The organism is Pseudomonas sp. lyk4-R2A-8 (genome assembly GCF_030209095.1).
Classification (GTDB): Bacteria; Pseudomonadota; Gammaproteobacteria; order Pseudomonadales; family Pseudomonadaceae; genus Aquipseudomonas; species Aquipseudomonas quebecensis.
This window is the reverse complement of sequence record NZ_JARVSS010000017.1, coordinates 153,158-168,134: the sequence shown is the minus strand read 5'-3', so window position 1 is coordinate 168,134 and position 14,977 is coordinate 153,158. Positions and strand designations below refer to the sequence as shown.

General features: G+C 62.4%; 17 protein-coding genes. 9 read left to right on the top strand and 8 right to left on the bottom strand.

Going from position 1 to position 14,977, the window contains the following annotated elements:
• Window positions 1–42 precede the first annotated feature (42 nt).
• Complete coding sequence (amn, locus tag QRN10_RS18305; RefSeq protein ID WP_181079821.1) at window positions 43–1,515, top strand: AMP nucleosidase; 1,473 nt, start codon at window positions 43–45, stop codon at window positions 1,513–1,515.
• 71 nt (window positions 1,516–1,586) lie between these two features.
• Window positions 1,587–2,222: a pseudouridine synthase gene (locus tag QRN10_RS18300; protein WP_253509538.1), complete on the top strand. Its 636-nt coding sequence runs from the start codon at window positions 1,587–1,589 to the stop codon at window positions 2,220–2,222.
• Here the strand turns inward: QRN10_RS18300 and QRN10_RS18295 are convergent.
• Complete coding sequence (locus QRN10_RS18295) at window positions 2,217–2,426, bottom strand: DUF2788 domain-containing protein (RefSeq protein ID WP_025999909.1); 210 nt, start codon at window positions 2,424–2,426, stop codon at window positions 2,217–2,219. The two genes, QRN10_RS18300 and QRN10_RS18295, sit on opposite strands and share 6 nt — an antisense overlap.
• Before the next feature lie 135 nt (window positions 2,427–2,561).
• Complete coding sequence (locus tag QRN10_RS18290; protein ID WP_003194418.1) at window positions 2,562–3,041, bottom strand: Lrp/AsnC family transcriptional regulator; 480 nt, start codon at window positions 3,039–3,041, stop codon at window positions 2,562–2,564.
• Between the two features lie 416 nt (window positions 3,042–3,457).
• Between QRN10_RS18290 and QRN10_RS18285 the strand changes: the two genes are divergently transcribed.
• Complete coding sequence (locus QRN10_RS18285; protein WP_285428840.1) at window positions 3,458–4,492, top strand: DUF6515 family protein; 1,035 nt, start codon at window positions 3,458–3,460, stop codon at window positions 4,490–4,492.
• Here the strand turns inward: QRN10_RS18285 and QRN10_RS18280 are convergent.
• Together QRN10_RS18280 and pmcY are read right to left on the bottom strand one after the other, a co-directional pair.
• Entirely contained in the window at window positions 4,489–5,382 is an 894-nt protein-coding gene (locus tag QRN10_RS18280) for a cation diffusion facilitator family transporter (protein WP_181079819.1), read from the bottom strand. The genes QRN10_RS18285 and QRN10_RS18280 overlap by 4 nt on opposite strands.
• A 9-nt stretch (window positions 5,383–5,391) precedes the next feature.
• Window positions 5,392–5,811 (bottom strand): periplasmic Zn2+ metallochaperone PmcY, encoded by a 420-nt coding sequence (gene pmcY / locus QRN10_RS18275; protein ID WP_266246896.1) that lies wholly within the window; start codon window positions 5,809–5,811, stop codon window positions 5,392–5,394.
• 110 nt (window positions 5,812–5,921) lie between these two features.
• Here pmcY and hrpB point away from each other — a divergent pair, with 110 nt between their 5' ends.
• On the top strand, window positions 5,922–8,432 hold the full coding sequence (hrpB, locus tag QRN10_RS18270; RefSeq protein WP_285428839.1) for an ATP-dependent helicase HrpB: 2,511 nt from the start codon (window positions 5,922–5,924) through the stop codon (window positions 8,430–8,432).
• 17 nt (window positions 8,433–8,449) lie between these two features.
• Here the strand turns inward: hrpB and QRN10_RS18265 are convergent, their stop codons facing one another.
• Both QRN10_RS18265 and QRN10_RS18260 read right to left on the bottom strand, forming a co-directional pair.
• Window positions 8,450–9,538, bottom strand: a complete 1,089-nt coding sequence (locus QRN10_RS18265; protein WP_181079817.1) for an endonuclease/exonuclease/phosphatase family protein — start codon at window positions 9,536–9,538, stop codon at window positions 8,450–8,452.
• Window positions 9,539–9,577: 39 nt separating this feature from the next.
• Window positions 9,578–10,237: a DUF7847 domain-containing protein gene (locus tag QRN10_RS18260; protein WP_181079816.1), complete on the bottom strand. Its 660-nt coding sequence runs from the start codon at window positions 10,235–10,237 to the stop codon at window positions 9,578–9,580.
• Between the two features lie 180 nt (window positions 10,238–10,417).
• Between QRN10_RS18260 and QRN10_RS18255 the strand changes: the two genes are divergently transcribed.
• From QRN10_RS18255 to QRN10_RS18245, 3 genes are all read left to right on the top strand, one after another.
• A complete protein-coding gene (locus QRN10_RS18255; RefSeq protein ID WP_181079815.1) occupies window positions 10,418–11,152 on the top strand; it encodes a DUF2076 domain-containing protein in 735 nt (244 codons plus the stop codon).
• Window positions 11,153–11,280: 128 nt separating this feature from the next.
• The gene (locus tag QRN10_RS18250) at window positions 11,281–11,757 is read left to right on the top strand and encodes a LabA-like NYN domain-containing protein (RefSeq protein WP_285428838.1); all 477 of its coding nucleotides are present in this window, start codon (window positions 11,281–11,283) and stop codon (window positions 11,755–11,757) included.
• A 25-nt stretch (window positions 11,758–11,782) separates the two neighbouring features.
• Window positions 11,783–12,394, top strand: a complete 612-nt coding sequence (locus QRN10_RS18245) for a 3'-5' exonuclease (protein WP_285428837.1) — start codon at window positions 11,783–11,785, stop codon at window positions 12,392–12,394.
• Window positions 12,395–12,518: 124 nt separating this feature from the next.
• Here the strand turns inward: QRN10_RS18245 and QRN10_RS18240 are convergent, their stop codons facing one another.
• Window positions 12,519–12,827, bottom strand: a complete 309-nt coding sequence (locus tag QRN10_RS18240) for a DUF3077 domain-containing protein (protein WP_285428836.1) — start codon at window positions 12,825–12,827, stop codon at window positions 12,519–12,521.
• 233 nt (window positions 12,828–13,060) lie between these two features.
• Here QRN10_RS18240 and QRN10_RS18235 point away from each other — a divergent pair, with 233 nt between their 5' ends.
• Complete coding sequence (locus QRN10_RS18235) at window positions 13,061–13,318, top strand: acyl carrier protein (protein ID WP_094066005.1); 258 nt, start codon at window positions 13,061–13,063, stop codon at window positions 13,316–13,318.
• 108 nt (window positions 13,319–13,426) lie between these two features.
• Here QRN10_RS18235 and QRN10_RS18230 read toward each other — a convergent pair whose 3' ends face one another.
• Complete coding sequence (locus QRN10_RS18230; RefSeq protein WP_034100874.1) at window positions 13,427–13,888, bottom strand: Lrp/AsnC family transcriptional regulator; 462 nt, start codon at window positions 13,886–13,888, stop codon at window positions 13,427–13,429.
• 159 nt (window positions 13,889–14,047) lie between these two features.
• Here QRN10_RS18230 and yedA point away from each other — a divergent pair, with 159 nt between their 5' ends.
• Entirely contained in the window at window positions 14,048–14,944 is an 897-nt protein-coding gene (gene yedA / locus QRN10_RS18225) for a drug/metabolite exporter YedA (protein ID WP_285428835.1), read from the top strand.
• Window positions 14,945–14,977: the final 33 nt, after the last annotated feature.

The window sequence follows — 14,977 nt, the reverse complement described above, 5'->3', positions numbered from 1 at the left end:
TGGGATGCAGGCAAGATACAGGCCTGCATGTCAGAACACAGGATGCTTACCGTGACCGAAGCTTTTGTTGTCGTTAAAACCGCCGAAGAAGCCGTGGACCGGCTGGCGGCTCTGCATGAGCGGGCTACCGGCGCGCTCAATCAGGCCCTCAAGCAATACCTCAAGGACCGCGTCGAACCCGATGCCGAACAGCGTGCTCTGTTTCGCTACCCGGAACTGCGCCTGACCTACCACTGCCACGGCGAAGTCCCACAGACCACCCGCGCTTATGCCAAGGTGCAACTGCCGGGCACCTACAGCGTGACCGTTACCCATCCTGCGGCGTTCCGTAAGTACCTGCTGGAGCAACTGGTGCCGCTGATGCACGACTTCACCGTGACGGTGGAAGTGGGCGTGAGCCAGCAGAATATTCCTTACCCATACGTGGTCGAACAGGGCGATGAACTCGCCGGCTCCGGCGTGACCGCCGCCACCCTCGCGCGGGTATTCCCCAGCACCGACCTGTCGGCCGCCACCGACGGCATCGCCGACGGCCTGTATGACTGGGAAAACACCGACCCGCTGCCCCTGGCGCTGTTCGATGCGGCGCGCGTGGACTTTTCCCTGCGCCGGCTGGTGCATTACACCGGCAGCGACTGGCGCCATGTTCAACCCTGGATCCTGCTGACCAACTACCACCGCTACGTCGACCAGTTCATCCTGCATGGCCTGGAGCAGTTGCGCAGCGACCCGCGTTTTGTCCGCATGGTGTTGCCGGGCAACGTGGTCATCGACAAGAGCATGGACCACGGCGAAGCCTCGGCCATCGCGGCGGGTGTGGTCTGGCACCGCTACCAGATGCCGGCTTATCACCTGCAGGCCAGCGATGGTCACGGCGTGACCCTGGTCAACATCGGCGTCGGCCCGTCCAACGCCAAGAACATCACCGATCACCTGGCCGTGCTGCGTCCGCATTGCTGGTTGATGATCGGCCACTGCGGCGGCCTGCGCCAATCCCAGACCATCGGCGACTATGTGCTGGCCCACGCGTACATGCGTCGCGACGGCATTCTTGACCGTGTGGTGCCGCCGAATATTCCGATCCCGGCGCTGGCCGAAGTGCAACTGGCGCTCCAGCAAGCTGCGGCCCACGTGACGGGCGAAAAAGGCGAACAGCTGAAAAAACGCCTGCGCACCGGCACCGTGCTGACCTACGACGACCGCAACTGGGAGTTGCGTTGGGCCCAGGAGCGCCCATTGATCAACCTGTCCCGCGCCGTGGCGGTGGACATGGAAAGCGGCACCATCGCCGCCCAGGGCTATCGCTTGCGGGTGCCTTACGGCACGTTGCTGTGCGTGTCTGACAAGCCGCTGCACAGTGAAATCAAATTGCCCGGCTCGGCCAACGCGTTCTATGAACGCGCGGTGAGCCAGCACTTGAAGATCGGCATCGAAGCGGTGGACCTGCTGCGCAACGAACTCAACTCGCTGCACTCGCGCAAACTGCGCAGCTTCGACGAGCCGCCGTTCCGCTAAGCGGTTGGGATGGTCATTTAACGGTCAGGCCACTAGCATTGTCGGCCCTGACCGTTAGATGTTGTTCCGCCATGTCTCGTCCCACTCGCCCCGATTCGCGCCGCCCTGGCGTGAAACCTCCGTATTCCGCTGCGCGTCGCGTCGCCAAGGCGCCGCCGGCCGAGCCGAAGCTGATCCTGTTCAATAAACCATTCGATGTGCTGACCCAGTTCAGCGACGAAGGCGGGCGCGCGACGCTCAAGGACTTCATCGACATTCCCGGCATCTACCCGGCGGGCCGTCTGGACCGTGACAGCGAAGGCTTGCTGCTGCTGACCAACGATGGCCAGTTGCAGGCGCGCATTGCCGACCCTAAGCACAAGCTGGCGAAAACCTACTGGGTGCAGGTGGAGGGCGAACCCACGGAACAATTGCTGCAACGCCTGCGCGAGGGGGTAGAACTCAACGACGGCAAAACCTTGCCCGCCGAGGCCCGGCGTTTGGACGAGCCCGCGTTATGGCCGCGCAACCCACCGGTACGCTTTCGCAAAAACATTCCGACGTATTGGCTTGAATTGGTGATTCGAGAGGGGCGCAACCGTCAGGTCCGGCGCATGACCGCCGCCGTGGGCCTGCCGACCTTGCGCTTAGTGCGCGTGCGTATCGGCGATTGGACAGTCGACGGCCTCGATCAAGGCCAGTGGAAAGAAGTGCCGGCGCGTTTATAAAGCGCCGGATTCGATCAGGCCAATCACCACGCTCTTGATGATGAAAGCGGCCACGCCCAGGCCCAGCACGAAAAACAGGATGAACGAACCAAAGCGTCCGGCCTTGGACTTCTTCGCCAGGTCCCAGACGATAAAGCCCATGAAAATGATCAGAATCGTGACCAGGCCGGTCATCATCCATTCTTCAAACAGGGCGGGGTCGATGTTGTTCATGGGCTCTTCCAACGGGGCAGGCGGCGAGTATAGGGCAGTGTCACAAGCGCAACATTGACCTGGGTCGAAGTGCAATCAAAATGTGGGAGCAGGCTTGCCCCCTCCCACATTTGATCTTCATTGACCTTAGGTGCGTAGGTGGGTCAGTGGCAGCTCCGTGCTGTTGAGCACCTGGTTGAGTACAAAGCTTGAACGCACGCTGGTCACGCCTTCAATGCGGGTCAAATGCCCCAGCAACAGTTTCTGATAATGGTCCATGTCCGGCACCACCACTTTCAGCTGATAGTCCGCATCCATGCCGGTGACCAGGCTGCATTCCAGTACCTGGGGCAGGGTGCGGATGGCCGCTTCGAAGTTTTCGAAACGCTCGGGGGTGTGGCGGTCCATGCCGATCAGCACGTAGGCGGTCAGGCTCAGGCCGAGCATCTTGCGGTCGAGCAGGGCGACCTGGCGGGCGATGTAGCCGTCGTCTTCCAATTGCTTGACCCGGCGCGAGCACGGCGATGGCGACAGCCCAATCCGTTCAGCCAACTCCTGGTTGGAGATCCGCGCGTCACGCTGCAATTCCGCCAGAATACTCAGGTCATATCGGTCAAGCTTGCTCATTGGGTTGGCCTTTGTCGTAACTATTGCGGCGAATTATCTATGAAGGGTTAAAAATTGCGCAAGCACTGTTTATTGACGCAATCTTCGCAATCATCTGTCGGGTGCTGGCGCGTATCGTTAGCAACAGAATCACCGCCTGGACAACAGTCCACTGCAGCTCGCCCAATCAGGCCCGCTGCGGCCGCCGCCCCAGCAGGGTTGAGCCGGCCTCCAGGCTGCACACTGTCCACAAGACGGCGTGAGGTGAGCCAACGTCAAAAGCGTTGAGCCAGGACGAAATTCTCAAGGGGTGGCCGACGGGTCGCCCCTTTTCTTTTGCCTTAAGAAAATTGTTCTCGTGACTGATAACCTGTCTCAGAACCGGGCGAGGCTTTCCCAGTCTCATGTTCAAGCCCCGAATCGCAGTGAGGAAAAGCATGAAGCGCATCTGGCGTTTGGCAGGTGTTGGTTTGCTGGTGGTCGGTGTCGGCGCGCAGGTATTGGCCGACGAGCGCGATAACGCACCTCGCGAAGGCCAAGGGCCGCAGGGCGGTGGGCAGCATGAGCGCGGCCCGGAGGGCGGGCGGCGGCCGGAGAATAGTCCGCCGCGTCCCGAGAACCCTCAACCGCGTCCGCAGAACGAGCATTTTGACCGCGGCGGCCCGAATAGCGGTGGTCAATGGCAGGCGCGGCCGCAGGGCAACGAACCGGAGCGGCCGGCGCCACCACCGCCACCGCCGAATAATCTGCCGATCCAGGGCCGGCCCGATACCGTGCGCCAGACCCAGGAACCGCGCCAGGGTTACTACCGTGATATCCCCCGGCGCAACGATGGCAACCCACATTGGGAAGCCGGCGGCCCCGGTTCGCGTCCCGGCTACAACGGGCGTCCGGATGACCATCGTTGGCCAGGGCGCCCCGACGGCCATGGCAATGGCTGGGGCCCAGGCCCGCAGTACCGTCCGGGTTATGTGGTGGACCGCTTCCCCGACCGCAATTACCGCGTGCCGTATCGTGGCCAGGACTACTTCTTCTCCGGCGGTTACTGGTATCGCCCCCAAGGCCCGCGCTATGTCGTGGTTGCGCCGCCTTACGGCATCCACGTGCATTACCTGCCGGACTACGCGCGCGAAGTGTGGGTCGGCGGCTCGCTGCTGTTCCTCGCCGCCGGCGCCTATTACGCCTACGAAGAAAGCACACAGCAATACGTGGTGGTGCAGCCGCCGGCGGCGGTTCCCGCGCCGCAGCCTGCGCCCCAGGGCAATGGTTATGACGTGGTGGCCTATCCCGCCAATGGCCAATCACCGGCCCAGGTGCAACAGGATGGTTATGACTGTTATCGCTGGGCGGTGCAGCAAAGCGGCTTCGACCCTCAGGCCGTCACCTATGCACCCGACCCGGCGGTGGTGCAGGCCTACCGCCAGGCCCAGGGCAACTGCCTGAGCAGTCGCGGGTATCAGGTGCAGTACTAGACCTTGGCGCCTGTAACCACTTCCTGCGGGTCGGCGTGTACCAGCACTTCGGCGCGCGGGTAGGCGGCGTGAATGGCATCGGCGGCCTGGTCGCTGATGTCATGGGCCACTGACAAGGTCAGGTCCCCCGGCAGTTCCAGGTGCAATTGCACGAACCAATGGTTGCCCGATACCCGCGTGCGAAGGTCATGGGCGCCCAGCACACCGGGCACGCCACGGGCCAGCTCCAGCATGTGCTGGCTGACGTCGGGCGGCAGTTCTTCGTCCATCAGCACCGCAAAGCTTTCCCGGGCGATATGGATGGCACTCCACAAAATGTAGGCGGCGATCCCCAGGCCGAACCAGGCATCCACCTGATGCAACCCCATGGCGGCCAGCACCAGCGCCAGCAGGATGCTGCCGTTGAGCAGCAGGTCCGAGCGATAGTGCAGCGAGTCGGCGCGCACGGCGTTGGAGCCGGTTTCACGGACCACCCGGTGTTGCAGCATCAGCAGGGCCACGGTCAGCAACAGGGAGAACACAATCACGCCGATGCTCAGCCATGGCGCGCCCACCGGTTCCGGATGCTGCAGGCGCTCATAGGCCTGCAGTGCGATCAATACCGCACTGCCGCCGATAAATAACGCCTGGGCCATGCCGGCCAACGACTCCGCCTTGCCATGCCCGTAACGGTGATCGTCATCGGCCGGTCGCAGCGCGTAATGCACGGCGAGCAGATTGAGCAGCGACGTCACCCCGTCCAGCAGCGAGTCGGTCAAGCCGGCAAGCATGCTCACCGAGCCGCTGAACCACCAGGCGATGGCCTTGGTGATGATCAGTACACAGGCCACCGCAACCGAGGCGCGAGTGGCCAGGCGCAACAGCCGGGCGTGTTCGGGACTGCTGGTCATGGGCTGTCCTTAGGCGGCGGGTTGCAGGCCAAGGGCGGCGAGTTGTTGCACGCTGCCCTTGAACTGGATCAGGCGCGGGTCGTCCAGCGGCAGGCTGCGGCCGGTTTCTTTCTGAATGATGCTTTGCAGCTTGGCGTTGTCGACCTGGCCGTCGGCGCCGACGGCTTCGTGGAGTTTTTCCGGGGCGACCTGGGCAGTCTTGCCCGGCTCGAAATAGATCGCGCCCGTGGCGAAGTCGACGCCAAACGCGATCAGGCCAGGGATCACATAAAACAGCAGGCCCACGGCATCAAGCACAGCGATGGTCGGGTCGATCTTGCCGTCGATCTGGCCGCGGCGGTCGGGGTAGAAAATCGAGCCGCAGGCGGTCAATTGGCTGAGCAGGGTGACGGCTAAAACACCGCCGATGACTCGGGAAGCGATACGCATGGACAATCTCCTCAACAGGGTTGATACGCGACTATATAACACCGGCCTTGAGACCAGCGTCGGCATCCGGCAGTTCGCCGTTATACTCGCCGCTCTGCTTTGGAGCCAGTATGAATTCGTTGCCCATCGATGATGTTTTACCCGCCCTGCGTGACGCTTTGGCCAATCGCCATGAAACCGTGCTGGAAGCGCCGCCCGGCGCCGGTAAAACCACCCGCGTGCCCTTGGCCTTATTGAATGAAACGTGGCTGGCCGGGCAGACCATCCTGATGCTCGAACCGCGCCGCCTGGCTGCGCGCGCCGCCGCCGAACGCTTGGCCAGCGAGCTGGGCGAAAAAGTCGGCGACACCGTCGGCTATCGCATCCGCCTCGACAGCAAAGTCGGCCCCGACACGCGCATCGAAGTGGTCACCGAAGGCATTCTCACGCGGCGCCTGCAGGACGACCCGGCCCTGGAGGGCGTGGGCCTGCTGATCTTCGATGAATTTCACGAGCGCAGCCTCGACGCCGACCTGGCGCTGGCCCTGAGCCTGAATGGCCGCGAGCTGTTTCGCGATGAGCAGCCGCTGAAAATCCTGTTGATGTCCGCCACCCTCGAAGGCGAGCGCCTGGCCGGTTTGCTGGACGACGCACCGATCCTGCGCAGCGAAGGGCGCATGTTTCCGGTGCAGATGCGCTGGGGGCGGCCGTATCAGCCCGGTGAGTTTATCGAACCGCGCGTGGTGCAAACCGTCCTTGAAGCCCTGCATGACGAAACCGGCAGTGTGCTGGTGTTCCTGCCGGGCCAGGCGGAGATTCGCCGGGTCCACCAGCAGCTTGCCGACGCCCTGGGCGACAGCCCCGATGTGCTGCTGTGCCCGCTGCACGGCGAGCTGGACCTCAACGCCCAGCGCGCCGCCATCGACCCTGCGCCGCCCGGCACACGCAAAGTGGTCCTGGCCACCAACATCGCCGAGACCAGCCTGACCATCAATGGCGTGCGCGTGGTGATCGACGCCGGGCTCGCACGAGTGCCGCGTTTCGACCCCGGCAGCGGCATGACTCGCCTTGACACCCAACGCATCTCCCGCGCCAGTGCGACCCAGCGCGCCGGCCGGGCCGGGCGCCTGGAACCGGGGGTGTGTTATCGGTTGTGGTCCGAAGACCAGCATGAAGGCCTGGCCGCGTATGGCAGCGCGGAAATCCTCGCCGCCGACCTCGCCGGTCTGGCCTTGCAGCTGGCGCGCTGGGGCGTGACGCCCGCGCAGCTCGTTTGGCTCGATGTGCCACCGACCGCCGCGTATGCCCAGGCCCAGGACTTGTTGGTGCGTCTGGGGGCATTGAGTGAAGAAAAACTGACGGCGCATGGGCAGAAGATGGCCGAGTTGCCGGCCCATCCGCGCATCGCTCATTTGCTGCTGCGCGGGCAAGACCTGGGGCTGGCGGCCACCGCGTGTGACGTCGCCGCGCTATTGGGCGAGCGCGATATTTTGCGCGGTGCCGGTGCGGACCTGCATAGCCGTCTGGCGTTGATGTCCGGCGAAGAACGCGCACGCGGCGGCCAAGGTGGCGTGCAGCGGGCCAGGCAACTGGCGCGGCAATATCGCGGGTACCTGCGCGGCAAGCCGACGCAAGCGGTGGCCGATCCAGACCACCCGCGCTGGCTCGGCGCCTTACTGGCGCTGGCCTACCCGGACCGCGTGGCCCAGCAGCGTCGCCCCGGCGGCGCCGAATACCGCCTGGCCAATGGCCGCGCGGCGCTGTTCGCCGAGGCCGACAGCCTGATGAAACAACCGTGGCTGGTGATCGCCGACCTGGGCAGCCGCCAGGGCCAGCGCGAAGAACGCATTTACCTGGCGGCGGATTTCGATCCGGCGCTGTTCGACACGGTGCTCGCCGAGCAAGTGCGCAACGTCGATCAACTGGATTGGGACGAACGCGAAGGCGTACTGCGTGCCGAGCGCCAGCGCAAAGTCGGTGAACTGGTGCTCAGCCGCGAACCGCTGACCGGCCTCGACGAAGCCGCGCGCAGTCAGGCGCTGGTGAATCTGGTGCGGCGCAAAGGCCTGGAACTGTTGCCCTGGACCCCGGAACTGCGGCAATGGCAATCCCGGGTGATGCTGCTGCGTCAGTTGGACGCCGGCAAAACCAGCGAGTGGCCCGACCTCAGTGACAACGCGTTGCTGGCCGGCCTGGAGCACTGGCTGATGCCGTACTTGGGAAAAGTCTCGCGCCTGAGCCACTTCGCCAACCTGGATATCTCCAGCTATCTGCACAACCTGCTGCCCTGGCCGCTGCCCCAGCGCCTCGACGAACTCGCGCCGCAGCACATCAAAGTCCCTTCGGGTTCATCGGTGCGTTTGGACTACAGCGAACAGCCGCCGATTCTGGCGGTGCGCTTGCAGGAACTGTTCGGCCTGGCCGACACGCCGCGCATCGCCGGCGGGCGCCAGGTGGTGAAGCTGCACCTGTTGTCCCCGGCACGGCGGCCGGTGCAGGTGACGCAGGACTTGGCGAACTTCTGGCGCAGTACCTATGCCGAAGTGAAGAAAGACCTGAAGGGCAGGTATCCCAAGCATTACTGGCCGGATGATCCGCTGATAGCCGAGCCGACCGCGCGGATCAAACCCCGAAAGTCGTAACCCTAAGCCTTCTACATTTATTGCGCGGCGGGCAGCAGGAAGCGGGCAATCACCGGCAAATGGTTGGAAATGCGCAACGTATCCTCCTGCCGCACCTTGGCCTCCACCCGCTTGATGCGCGGGCTGTGGAACAGGTAATCGACCGTGCGATCCGGGCCGTCGATGCTCGGGTCGTTGGGGAAGTACGTCAGCCATTTCTCCCGGTCGATGCCGCTGGATTGGCTGTTGCTCGGGATCATCGGGTATTTGTCCCACAGCAGGTGCAGCTCGCTGTCCGGCGAATACTGCCCGCGTTTGCTGGCGTCCAGGCGCAGGAATTGCCCCAGCGGCAGCAGATTGAAATCGCCGCCGATCAACCACGGTGTGCCACGCCCCTCGAATTTATCCAACAGCTTGACCGTGGCCTGCACCTGTTCCTGCACGGCACTGTGCCCCGGCATATCGGGATTCAGACGCGTGTTGAGCACCGCCAGCTGTCCGCCATCGCTCAACGGCAGGTACGTCAGCAGCAGGGCGGGCTTGGGCTGGAACTGGCGGCTGATCAATCCAGCATCCGGCACCGGCAGTTGCAGGCGTTCGGCGTGTTCGATCTGGTAGCGGCTGAGGGTGGCGAGCTTGCGCCCGACGCTGCCGAAAATATGCAGGTCGGGCACGAAATCGGCTTTCCAGTCGAACGCCTGGGCGCTGCACGGGTAGAGGTCGACCAGGCGCTCTTGCAGCAACGCGAGTTGATCCTGGTAATGGGAGGGCTTGGCGTTTTCGTCGAGTTCCTGCAACAGCAGGAGGTCGGGTTGTTCATCGCGGATTATCCGCGCCACTTCATCGAGGCTGACGGCCATGTCTTCCACGGTGGGGCGCTCGTCCGGGCCGCTGCCGTCGGCGGTGTCGTACCAGAACACGTAGTTCTTGCCGGCCAGGTATTGCACGTTCCAGGTCATCACTTTGAGCGCCTGCCCGGGCAGCAGGGTAGGCGCCCGTGGCGCCACGCAACTGACGGGCAGGGTCTGCCTGGGTTCGGGGCGCCAGGTGAGGCTGTAGATCAAGGCGCTCGCCAGGCCCGCGACGATCAGCAGGCCCAGCAAGGTGATGCGCAATAAACGGGTCATCGGCTCGGCTTAGGGCGTGTCAGGGATGGCGGGAGCATATCACCGCGCGTCGGCGTCGCCACCGATCAGCATGAATAAACGGAACAGCACCACACTGGTAAACAGCTGCAGGAAACTGTGAGCACTGTCGATCAGCACACCCAGCAACGGCGCCGGCTCGGGATACGCCGCGACACTGGCGCCCTTGAGCAGCCACAGGGGTGTCATCACACACAGCAGGCACACGAGGATGCGCCAGAAATGCCCACGGGTCAGGCGCAGGCTTTCCTTCATCGCTTCCAGCGCCGGCATGCCGCGCAGCACCAGCAGGTACTCGGCAAACCCCAGCACCACCATCAGCCATAGGCCCGGCAGGAAATACAGCGACAGCCCCAGCAGAATCAACAGCGTGCTCATGGCCGTCAGCAGCGCGAAACGCGGCCACAGGGTCAGCGCCATCGCCCACACATCGCGGGTGCGCGGCGTCTGGCCACGAGTTCGGGCGTCAAGGAACAGAATCAGGGCACCGGTATACACCGGGTAGACGAGCAAACCCACTATCACGCTGTAACCGGGGAAGGCGTCCGCGCCGAGCGTATGGTCGAGCACTTGTTGCAGCACCGCTTCGAGGATCACCCAGGGCAGGCACAGCTGAACGATGGCGCCCAGGTTGCGCAGGGTAAAACGGAAGGAGTCGCGCAGTACGTCTAACGGATTCATCAGGTTCATCGCAGGCCTGTAAACGAGGGCGACACTTTAACCGATCAGCATCGAAGGGGCACAAACGTAAACCTTGAGTAAAGACCATTGAAACAATTGGTAACAGCCCCATAACTAGCACGCACCTGGCCTGATCAAGGGCAGGACCACGATTTCTACCGGCAATCTAACGAGGTCGCCATGAACAGCGAAGAGCAAACCCTGATCGATGGACTGTTTTCACGGTTGCAGCAAGCCGAAACGGACTCAGCCCCCCGCGACGCCCAGGCCGAAGCGCGGATCAAGGAGCACATGACTCGCCAACCGGCCGCCGGGTACTACATGACCCAGTCGATTCTGGTGCAGGAACACGCCCTGCAGAGCCTCGACGCGCAGAACAAGCAACAGGCGCAGCAGATTCAGCAGTTGCAGGAACAATTGCAACGCGCCAAATCCGCGCAACCCGCCGCCTCCAGCGGTGGCGGTTTCCTGTCGAGCATTTTTGGCGGCGGCTCCCGCGACGCGCAACCCACCCAGAGCGCCCCGGCCTCCACGGGCGGCGGTTGGCGCGAACCGGCGCGGCCCTCCTTCAGCCAGCCTGCGCCGCAACAGAGCTATCAGCAGCCCCCCCAAGCACCTGCCGCGCCCGTGGGCAGCGGTTTCCTTGGCGGCGCCATGAAAACCGCAGCGGGCGTGGCCGGTGGTGTGTTGCTGGCCGAGGGCATCAGCAGCCTGTTCCACCACAACCAGCAACCACAGGTGGTGGAAGAAATCATCGAGCAACCGGCGCCGGCCAGCGATCAAGGCAACTGGGGCAACGATGACCAGAAGTTCGCCGGCAACGACAGCTGGGGCGGCAACAACGCCGACAGCTTTGCCGATAGCGATTATTCCGACGACTCTTCCGTCTTCGATGATGACGATTCCTTCGTCTGACACCGCCAGGCCGGGGCGGCATAGCGCCCCGGTCTGATTTTTTCCCGGAAACTTCCCTGTGGCTGGCATACTGGCGCCTTTGCGGACCCCCGTATGCCGGGTCCAAATGGCTGTCATGGGGAAGTGCGGTGAAGAAAATTGCAGTGTTCGCCGATGTACAAAACCTCTATTACACCGTGCGCCAGGCCTATGGCTGCCACTTCAACTACGCCGCCCTGTGGGCTGATATCAGCTCCCGCGGGCATATCGTCGAGGCGTATGCCTATGCCATCGACCGGGGCGACAGCAAGCAGCAGCAGTTCCAGCAGATCCTGCGCAACCTGGGCTTTACGGTAAAGCTCAAGCCGTATATCCAGCGCAGCGACGGCTCGGCCAAGGGCGACTGGGACGTGGGTATCACCCTCGACATCATGGACGCCGCCGACCACGTCGACGAAGTGGTGCTGGCCTCCGGTGACGGTGATTTCGACATGCTGCTCGAACGCATCATCCACAAACATGGCGTTGAAGCCGTGGCTTATGGCGTGCCGGGGCTCACGGCCAATTCATTGATACGCGCCGCCAGCCGCTACGTGCCGATCGAAGGCGCGTTGCTGCTTAAATAGTTGTTTTGACGGAGTAGGAACAGGTTTGGAACGTATAGCGGTCATCGACTTTGAAACCACCGGCATCACCCCGAGCAGCCAGTGCCGGGCCACGGAAATTGCCGTGGTCATCCTTGAGCGCGGGCAAATCGTCGACCGCTACCAGAGCCTGATGAATGCCGGCGTGCGCGTGCCGGGCTTTATCGAACAACTGACCGGCATCAGCACCGCCATGTTGCGCAGCGCACCACCGGCCGAGCGGGTGATGAACGAAGTCAACGAGTTCGTCGGCACCACGCCGCTGCTGGCGCACAACGCCGCATTCGACCAGAAATTCTGGGACTACGAACTGGGCCTGATCCGCCGCACCCGCCTGCAGAAATTCGCCTGCTCCCTGCTGCTGGCCCGCCGCCTGATGCCTTCGGCACCCAACCACAAGCTCGGCACGTTGAATGCTTTCGCTCAACTGCCTCATACCGGCAAGGCTCACCGTGCATTGGCGGACGCGGAAATGGCCGCCAACCTGACGGCGCATTTGGCCCAGGAACTGCGACGTACCCATGGCCTGCGCGAACTGTCCCACGACCTGCTGTGCACCTTGCAGAAGGTGCCGGCGGCGAAGATCAATGAGCACCTGAAGAAACATCGCGGGTTCTGACAGAACAACTCCGCTGGAAATGCGGGAGGGGGCTTGCCCCCGATTGTGGTGTGTCAGTCACAGATTAGCTGACCGGTCCACCGCTATCGGGGGCAAGCCCCCTCCCACGTTAGTTATGTGTCGTTCATCGAGGCTGCACACACTCCAGAGCCTGATCCACCACTCCCTTTGCCATCTCCACAAAATGCATCACCGCCCGCTGCTGCACGTTCATCGCGTCAGTGGATGAGTGCGCAGTCTCGACCGCGCAGTGCAGTAAATCCGCCGCATGGGCGAGGGCGTCTTCAAAGCTCAGATTGTCGTTCAGGATGAAGTGTGGAGCATCCGGGGCGCAGGCTTTGAGGTAGTACTCGATGGCGCGGCGGTGGAGCAGGGCGTCTTCGCTGGGGAACTTGGATTGAGTGTCTGTTGATGCGGAAGTTGTCTTGACCATGTTGAGAACTCCAGGATGTTTGATTCGCTCCTTCCGCCAATTTCGGCTTGCACTTCCGGTCATCGAAGGGCCGATGACGCAGGCCAGATTAGTCGTGCCGCCTGGACAGAGCAAGGAACCAAAATGCGCTCGGAAATTTCCCTCATATGAATGAGATCAGTCTTGCTGGCCATTAAAAAACGCTCTCTGGTATCTGTTCAGTTATCAGAGGCAAAGAAAAGGACGCTGACTAAATGAGAACCGAGATCAGCGAAAAGGTAATTCAGCTATTCGTCGATATCATCGGCTTTATCGACCGAAGCCAGGTCACGGAGCAAACGGACTTCATCCATGACTTCAAGATTATTGATGATGATTTGACCTGCTTTGTCATGCAGATCAAGTGGCAATTCAACTTGCAGGCGACGCAGGAGGATTGGGATCACATCACTACCATCAAGCAGATAGTCGACTTGATCGTTGAGCGCGCGAATTTGCAGTGCGGGCACTGACGCCATCGGGGGCAAGCCCCCTCCCACATTGGATCTGTGTTTACCTTCGGATTGCGCAGTCAACGCGGTCAAAACTGTGGGAGGGGGCTTGCCCCCGATGGCGATCTATCAGCCAAGCGTTTTCCCATTACCTTCCAATTGCCCCAACGGCACTCGCCGTTCTATCGCGCTCGATAGGATGATCGAGGTCTTGCTGAACCCAAACTTTGCAATCCGGTTGATCAGGTTTTCCAGCTCCTGCATCGACCCCACCGCCGCCTGCATGATCACGCAGGGGTCGCCGGTGACGCGGTGGCACTCGGTCAGTTCGGGGATTTCGGCGAGGGCGTCGTAGACCTTTTGATTACCGTGGTGGGTCAGGCGCAGTTCAATCACGCATTGAATCGGTAAGCCCACTTTGGACAGGTCCACCTTGGCCTGATAGCCGGTGATTACCCCGCTGGCCTCCAGCTTGGCCACGCGTTCGGCCACGGCCGGGGCGGAGAGGTTAACGATGCGCGCCAGTTGTGCGTAGGACGCGCGGCCGTCTTCAAGCAGGGCGTTGAGGAGCATGCGGTCGTATTTGTCCATAGAAAGGCTCCAATCACCGGTTGCTTTCGAAAACAAAGCTTATAGCCCCCATAACCCTGTTTTGAAAAGTGTATGGGCCGTTTAAACAGGTTTTGTAACTTATTTTTATCCGCCTGCCTTTCTAGAATAAGCCTCCCGTTTCCGTCATAGAGCCGCCCCATGCCTGGCCCACGTCGCTTTCCCTTACCGTTGATCGCTGCCTTCTTTGCTTTATATGTGATCTGGGGTTCCACCTACCTGGTGATCCGCATCGGCGTCGAATATTGGCCGCCGCTGTTGCTAGCGGGGATTCGGTTTTGCACGGCGGGGGCGTTGATGTATGGCTACCTCAGATGGCGTGGGGTGCCGGCGCCGACCTGGAAGCAGTGGAAAGCCGCCGGGATGATCGGCATTTTGCTGCTCACCTTCGGCAATGGCGGCGTCAGCGTGGCCGAGCACACCGGCGTGTCGTCCGGTGTGGCGGCGCTGGCGGTAGCGACGGTGCCGCTGTTCACCCTGCTGTGCGGGTACTTCTGGGGCGCGCGTAATACGCGACTGGAATGGGCCGGGGTGATCCTGGGGATCGTCGGCATCGCCATGCTCAACATGGGCAGCACCCTGCAGTCGAGTCCGATAGGGGCCGCGTTGTTGCTGTTTGCGGCGGCGTCATGGGCGTTCGGCTCGGTGTGGAGCCGGCAGTTGCCGTTGCCCCAGGGCGCCATGGCCAGTGCCGCGGAAATGCTGGTGGCCGGTGTGGCGTTGTTGATCGTCAGTGCGCTGTCCGGCGAGCACCTGCAGGCGATGCCTCCGTTGGAAGGCTGGCTGGCCCTGGCTTACTTGACCGTATTCGGCTCGATCATCGCCTTCAACGCCTATATGTACCTGCTCAAGCACGTGCGCCCGGCAGCGGCGACCAGTTACGCCTACGTCAACCCGGCGGTGGCGGTGTTGCTGGGGATTGTGTTCGTCGGTGAAACCATCGGCCTGGAAGAAGCCCTGGCCATGCTGGTGATTATCAGCGCGGTGCTGTTAATCAGCCTGCCCCAGTGGCGCAAGCCCAAGCCGGAAATAAGGTAAACTGCCGCGCATTGCGACCTTGCGTTGATTTTT

Coding starts and splice junctions, on each gene's coding strand:
- amn (WP_181079821.1), top strand. CDS start 43: ATGCTTACCGTGACCGAAGCTTTTGTTGTCGTTAAAACCGCCGAAGAA.
- QRN10_RS18300 (WP_253509538.1), top strand. CDS start 1,587: ATGTCTCGTCCCACTCGCCCCGATTCGCGCCGCCCTGGCGTGAAACCT.
- QRN10_RS18290 (WP_003194418.1), bottom strand. CDS start 3,041: ATGAGCAAGCTTGACCGATATGACCTGAGTATTCTGGCGGAATTGCAG.
- QRN10_RS18285 (WP_285428840.1), top strand. CDS start 3,458: ATGAAGCGCATCTGGCGTTTGGCAGGTGTTGGTTTGCTGGTGGTCGGT.
- QRN10_RS18280 (WP_181079819.1), bottom strand. CDS start 5,382: ATGACCAGCAGTCCCGAACACGCCCGGCTGTTGCGCCTGGCCACTCGC.
- pmcY (WP_266246896.1), bottom strand. CDS start 5,811: ATGCGTATCGCTTCCCGAGTCATCGGCGGTGTTTTAGCCGTCACCCTG.
- hrpB (WP_285428839.1), top strand. CDS start 5,922: ATGAATTCGTTGCCCATCGATGATGTTTTACCCGCCCTGCGTGACGCT.
- QRN10_RS18265 (WP_181079817.1), bottom strand. CDS start 9,538: ATGACCCGTTTATTGCGCATCACCTTGCTGGGCCTGCTGATCGTCGCG.
- QRN10_RS18260 (WP_181079816.1), bottom strand. CDS start 10,237: ATGAATCCGTTAGACGTACTGCGCGACTCCTTCCGTTTTACCCTGCGC.
- QRN10_RS18255 (WP_181079815.1), top strand. CDS start 10,418: ATGAACAGCGAAGAGCAAACCCTGATCGATGGACTGTTTTCACGGTTG.
- QRN10_RS18240 (WP_285428836.1), bottom strand. CDS start 12,827: ATGGTCAAGACAACTTCCGCATCAACAGACACTCAATCCAAGTTCCCC.
- QRN10_RS18235 (WP_094066005.1), top strand. CDS start 13,061: ATGAGAACCGAGATCAGCGAAAAGGTAATTCAGCTATTCGTCGATATC.
- QRN10_RS18230 (WP_034100874.1), bottom strand. CDS start 13,888: ATGGACAAATACGACCGCATGCTCCTCAACGCCCTGCTTGAAGACGGC.
- yedA (WP_285428835.1), top strand. CDS start 14,048: ATGCCTGGCCCACGTCGCTTTCCCTTACCGTTGATCGCTGCCTTCTTT.